Origin of the sequence: Streptococcus mitis (assembly GCF_047464945.1) — a bacterium.
Classification (GTDB): Bacteria; Bacillota; Bacilli; order Lactobacillales; family Streptococcaceae; genus Streptococcus; species Streptococcus mitis_EA.
In genome coordinates this window covers 1-4704 of record NZ_JASHAX010000017.1, presented here as the reverse complement: position 1 = coordinate 4704, position 4704 = coordinate 1, and the positions used below count along the sequence as shown (strand labels likewise).

The 4704-nt window shown below is 30.8% G+C and carries 6 protein-coding genes; all 6 read right to left on the bottom strand.

Annotation, left to right across the window (positions count from 1 at the left end; genetic code table 11):
* Positions 1–405: 405 nt before the first annotated feature.
* The gene (locus QM424_RS09715; protein WP_414394536.1) at positions 406–1620 is read right to left on the bottom strand and encodes an AAA family ATPase; all 1215 of its coding nucleotides are present in this window, start codon (positions 1618–1620) and stop codon (positions 406–408) included.
* Positions 1620–1970: a hypothetical protein gene (locus tag QM424_RS09710; protein ID WP_023920331.1), complete on the bottom strand. Its 351-nt coding sequence runs from the start codon at positions 1968–1970 to the stop codon at positions 1620–1622. The genes QM424_RS09715 and QM424_RS09710 overlap by 1 nt, the downstream gene beginning before the upstream one ends.
* Positions 1967–2203: a hypothetical protein gene (locus QM424_RS09705; RefSeq protein WP_414394534.1), complete on the bottom strand. Its 237-nt coding sequence runs from the start codon at positions 2201–2203 to the stop codon at positions 1967–1969. The genes QM424_RS09710 and QM424_RS09705 overlap by 4 nt, the downstream gene beginning before the upstream one ends.
* A gap of 1 nt (position 2204) precedes the next feature.
* Positions 2205–2684 carry a hypothetical protein gene (locus QM424_RS09700; protein WP_414394531.1) on the bottom strand — a complete coding sequence of 160 codons (480 nt, stop codon included), beginning with the start codon at positions 2682–2684 and terminating at the stop codon, positions 2205–2207.
* Between the two features lie 134 nt (positions 2685–2818).
* Positions 2819–3193: a plasmid mobilization protein gene (locus QM424_RS09695; protein WP_414394528.1), complete on the bottom strand. Its 375-nt coding sequence runs from the start codon at positions 3191–3193 to the stop codon at positions 2819–2821.
* Between the two features lie 77 nt (positions 3194–3270).
* Positions 3271–4383, bottom strand: coding sequence for a replication initiation factor domain-containing protein (locus tag QM424_RS09690; protein ID WP_414394526.1), 1113 nt, complete (start codon positions 4381–4383; stop codon positions 3271–3273).
* Between the last annotated feature and the right edge of the window lie 321 nt (positions 4384–4704).

Here is a 4704-nt window from a genome sequence, read left to right as displayed (position 1 = left end):
GGCAAAAACTTTTTAAAACTCGAGCAAGCTCGGGCTTGTCAAAGTTGCATTTTCTCTATTTTGCTTTCTTCGTCAAGCCGAACCAAACAAAAACACTTAATTTAGTTGGCTTGAACCAATCATTGTAATAGAGAAAAACGAGTGCGCCCCTCTCTCTAGAATAGCAATTACACATAAAAAGAGCGAAGGCACCGCCTACGCTCTCACTTTTAATTCTCTAATCTATTTGAAGATACTTTCTTTTTCATCCTACTAGCTTGCTAATAAAACATTAATCTGGTATAATCTTCTTATAGAAGAAATTTAGTGAAAGCATTCCGAAACTTGGCGGTGGATGGATGCTTTTTCTTTTTTATCTGTTTTTTATTATACTACTATTTATTTGATTAGTAAAGTGTTTCCATTTTAGATTAGAAATTCAAGAAAAGGAAATCTAACAAATTTAGGCTCTATATCCGTGTTTTGAACTAACCAGCCTTCTCCAGCTTTTAAAGGGAATTTAGGTAAATTATCAGCTTTTTCTTGAAAAGCTACATTAAAGGTTTGTTCACCACTGTTTCCTAAAACAAAAATTGAGCCAAACTGTTCTCTTAGTGAAGTTGGTATTACCGTTGCATTAGCTTGTTGCATTCCAAGAATAACAAAACAAGACAATGCTCTACCTTCTAAAATAATTTGATAAATATATTTCAAGAGTTCATCAAGCTCTTTTTTTTGTAGTTTTAATTGTAAACTAGCAAATTCATCTACTACTAGAATTCGTAGATTTAAACCGTTATCTATTGCTGTTGTAGAAATAGGCCAATTTTCCTTTATTCTCTGTTTTTTCCGTTTTTCCATTTCTAGATAAACATTTTTTACCTCTTTAACAATATCAGTAGCTGAGGTTTTTGATTCTATCTTTAATTTCTTTGAAAGTTCAGCAAGGTCACTATTTTTAGGGTCACAAACTGAAATTTCAGCGTTTCTTACTGCTAATATCAGCAACAGATATAAAAGAGCATAGGTCTTTCCTGAACCTGTTTGGCCAGATAGAAGAATATGATTTAATGTGTTTATTTCAGTATTTTTGTCTATACTAATTTTAGAAATATCCCAGTTTTGTTCTACAATTTCACGAATATTTCTAAACTTGAATTGTCTATCATAATCAACCTTTTCTAATTCAAATATAATAGATTCTCTACCGAGCGTATCGATAACCCTCATTTGTCGATAACCTTTAAATATCGGCGAAAAATCAAATTCTTTTAAGATATTATAGTTGTCTATTGCTAATTCAATTTGAATCCAAATCTTAAATTCTGATTGTCTTAGAATATGAATTTTAGGCAATTTTACATAGATATTTCCTGTTTTTCTAGAATTAAGCCGAACATAAATTTTAGCATTCATTAACTGACGCTCTAATTTTAATCTGCCAATCAGAAAAAGAAAATAATCAAATTTTGTCCTTCCTATATCATATTCTATTAAGAAATAAGCAATAATCAAGATAGACACGATACACGCTATTAAACTTGTTTGCCTGATAAAGCACAACAAGAAAGAGAAGAAAAACAGTACAACTAACCGTTTTTCATTCTCACTTTTCCTAGAAATTACCTGATATTCAATCATTATTTATCTTTTAAAACTTGAATATTTTTTGATTCAATAGTAAGATTCTCAGAAAAATTTCCCCAAACTTTAGCAGAACCATCTCCAATCTTCAACCGAGAACCACGCTTTAGATTAACTGAGTTTGCTCCTTGAATCTTAATAGTCACTTTCTCATATAAATTGGTAACATCAGAATCATATTCGGTATCATCTTTAGTAATTACGCACAGAAGCTTAACTCCTAAAATGTTTTCTGTTTTTTTCCCTTCAACATACTCATAATAAGGATTAGAATCTAAAAATGTTAATTCTTTTCCTTTTAAAAATTCTTCTAAATCAAATTTTTGAAACTGCTTGAGTCCTTTCACTTTATTTCTCCTTTTTCCTTATAATCATTGATAAAATCGTTTATCTCGTTATCATCTGCACCAGCCATTATCAAGAGTTCCAACGCTCGAGAATATAAATCAACTAATTTTGCTTTTAAAAATTGATAATCATTAGTTGTTAAATTCTGATGTCTGGAGAGAAAATATAATGCAACTTGCGATAGATTCGCAATTCTATAGGCATACAATTTTAAATTTTCTTTTTTAGCCATTTTAATCTTCGTCCTCCCAAAAACGATATTCTTCAGAGATTACGTCAACTCTTTTTGGAGCCCAATATAATAAAACGCTATTCACTTCTTCTTCATAAATATCATAATCACATCTCAGAACTGCCTCACTCAGTCGTTGCATAAAACCTTCTTCAAGAATGAAGACTGCAATACGATTAACCAAAGATGAAACAAAGTCATCAAAAAACTTGTTAATTTCTTGTTCTGTCATTGAAGAACCATACAAAAAGTGAAAATCGATATTAAGACTTTCCAGGGTTCGTTTTTTTACTTTAAATTTTGGAATAAATTTAAAATACTCTTTCAAAAGTAAATCAAACTCAAGTGAATATCCATAATAAAAATCTTCAATCATTTGCCCCATAATATCTAAGACAAAAGATTCAAATTTGTCTTTCTTATTATGAAAGATATGATTTTTAATAGTTTCTCTTTGGACATAATCTCCAACATATTTCATAGGTTTTTCACCTCTAAGTTTCACATTTTTTTGTAAAACTTCCTTTATATTTTTATTTCCTTCTTCTATCTAATTATAGTGTCTTTTTTTCAAAAAAATTGGAAACAAAAAAAGCGATACAAATCGCTCTTTTTTTATCTTCCAAAAATTCGTTTCCAAAAGGGTTTTTTTTCTTTCATTTCACTCAATTCAAGCGATAAAATTTCTTTTTCTTGTTTCATTTTATCTAACTTTTCTAACATTTCTAACAATTGAGAAGTAAATTTAGACAACACTTCTTTATCTGCTAAATTTTGATTTGTTAAAATTCTAATATCTTGTTTTAAATCTTTAATTTCTTCTCGAAGAACATCATTTTCATTTGATAGCTTTTTGATATCATTTGAAAATATCGTCCTCCTGACAAAAGGCTCTACTTTCATCTCTTTTTCTTCGGCCATTTCTTGAAGTTTGTTTTTTTCTTCTTCTGTAAGACGAATTAAAACAGTTTTTGTCCTGTCTTTTTTCATAGTTATCCTTTCTATTTACTCTTCTGCAAAAAGATAGCATTTAACTAACAATAAGATATCATAAAGTTATCAATTTGTCATCTTCCGATAGAAGCTATTTTTTTCAAAATATCTTGTTTTTCAGATGTTTCTAGAGATTTAAAATCTTTGAGCATTTCTTTATGTCGCTCAGACCTCTCTTTTTTAGGTACATTCTTCAATATTTCGAACAAATCGACTCCACCTAGTTCAGCAACTTCTGCTAATAACTGCATAGTCGCAAAAACAGACGAATCAAACCACTCAATAGACTTATTTATTTGAGGGTCTAAATTTTTCCTATCTAATTTAACTTTTTTAGTATCATTTAAAAAATCTTTCCAAAAATCACTAATCGGCCACCGACTTCTATTTTTTTGATTCGGTACTGGGTCTACAAATCGAATATGTGCATTTAAAACGGCTAAATAAAGTTCAGCTAATTCCATACCTTCGCATAGATGTTTCACAAAATCAATAGCCTTTTCTTTTCTAAGTTCCATTTCATAACGTTGCCAACTATCATATTCAACAAAGATTTTTTTGTTTTCCTGCTCCTTCTTCTTATCATATAAGCGCAGTAAAAACTCTGAACCTCTTTTGCCAAAATACAAAGTTTTCCCTTTACTTTCTCCTCGATTATCAAAATCCTCTCTTTTCGAAAATTCAAAGCGCTCATCTACTTTTCTAGTCCTTGTTAAAGAAATAATTTCTCCATTCTTGATTTTGTTTTCTATAACTGAGAAATCTAATAACTCATTAAAATCATCTAAAGCGACATCTAAACGAGTGATTCTACCACCTATTTCTAGAATTTGAGTTAGAAACTCTACCCACTCAAATGTTTTTTCTACAATTCGGCAACCTTTCCCAGTAAATTCAACATTTACTCCCATTTTTTTATACCGTTCTAATAAATCTTCTCGGTCAGAAGGAATTTCCGTATATTTAATTTCATTAAAATAAACAGTCGCATACTCCTGTAATTTTAATGAACGATTATAACCGTTTCTTCCCTTCTCCTGAGGTTGCCAAGGCCATTCATTCAAATTAAGAGCATTTAAAACATCTTCAACACCCTTCTTGCCTATGCTATCTACCTTTACTGGAACTGTAAAAGCTAGCCAGTCAATTAAAAATACATTGTTTTCCTTGCTTTCTATAGTACCCATAAATCTCCCCTCGGTAATTATAACCCCCCTCTTAGTACTTGGGGGTTAAGTGGAAAAATCATAATTTCCACTTTCCTATTATTAAATTTTTTCTTGGACTGCGTCCAAACCTCGTCAGCCACCCAAACAATAGCGCTCCTCTTGCACCTTCGCAAGCCTTCAGTTTTAAAAACTTTTTTCTCTGCACTACGTGCGGCAAAAACTTTTTAAAACTCGAGCAAGCTCGGGCTTGTCAAAGTTGCATTTTCTCTATTTTGCTTTCTTCGTCAAGCCGAACCAAACAAAAACACTTAATTTAGTTGGCTTGAACCAATCATTGTA

Excerpts from the sequence above, each read along its gene's own strand:
- QM424_RS09705 (WP_414394534.1), bottom strand. The coding sequence starts at position 2,203 with ATGGCTAAAAAAGAAAATTTAAAATTGTATGCCTATAGAATTGCGAAT.
- QM424_RS09690 (WP_414394526.1), bottom strand. The coding sequence starts at position 4,383 with ATGGGTACTATAGAAAGCAAGGAAAACAATGTATTTTTAATTGACTGG.
- QM424_RS09715 (WP_414394536.1), bottom strand. The coding sequence starts at position 1,620 with ATGATTGAATATCAGGTAATTTCTAGGAAAAGTGAGAATGAAAAACGG.
- QM424_RS09700 (WP_414394531.1), bottom strand. The coding sequence starts at position 2,684 with ATGAAATATGTTGGAGATTATGTCCAAAGAGAAACTATTAAAAATCAT.
- QM424_RS09695 (WP_414394528.1), bottom strand. The coding sequence starts at position 3,193 with ATGAAAAAAGACAGGACAAAAACTGTTTTAATTCGTCTTACAGAAGAA.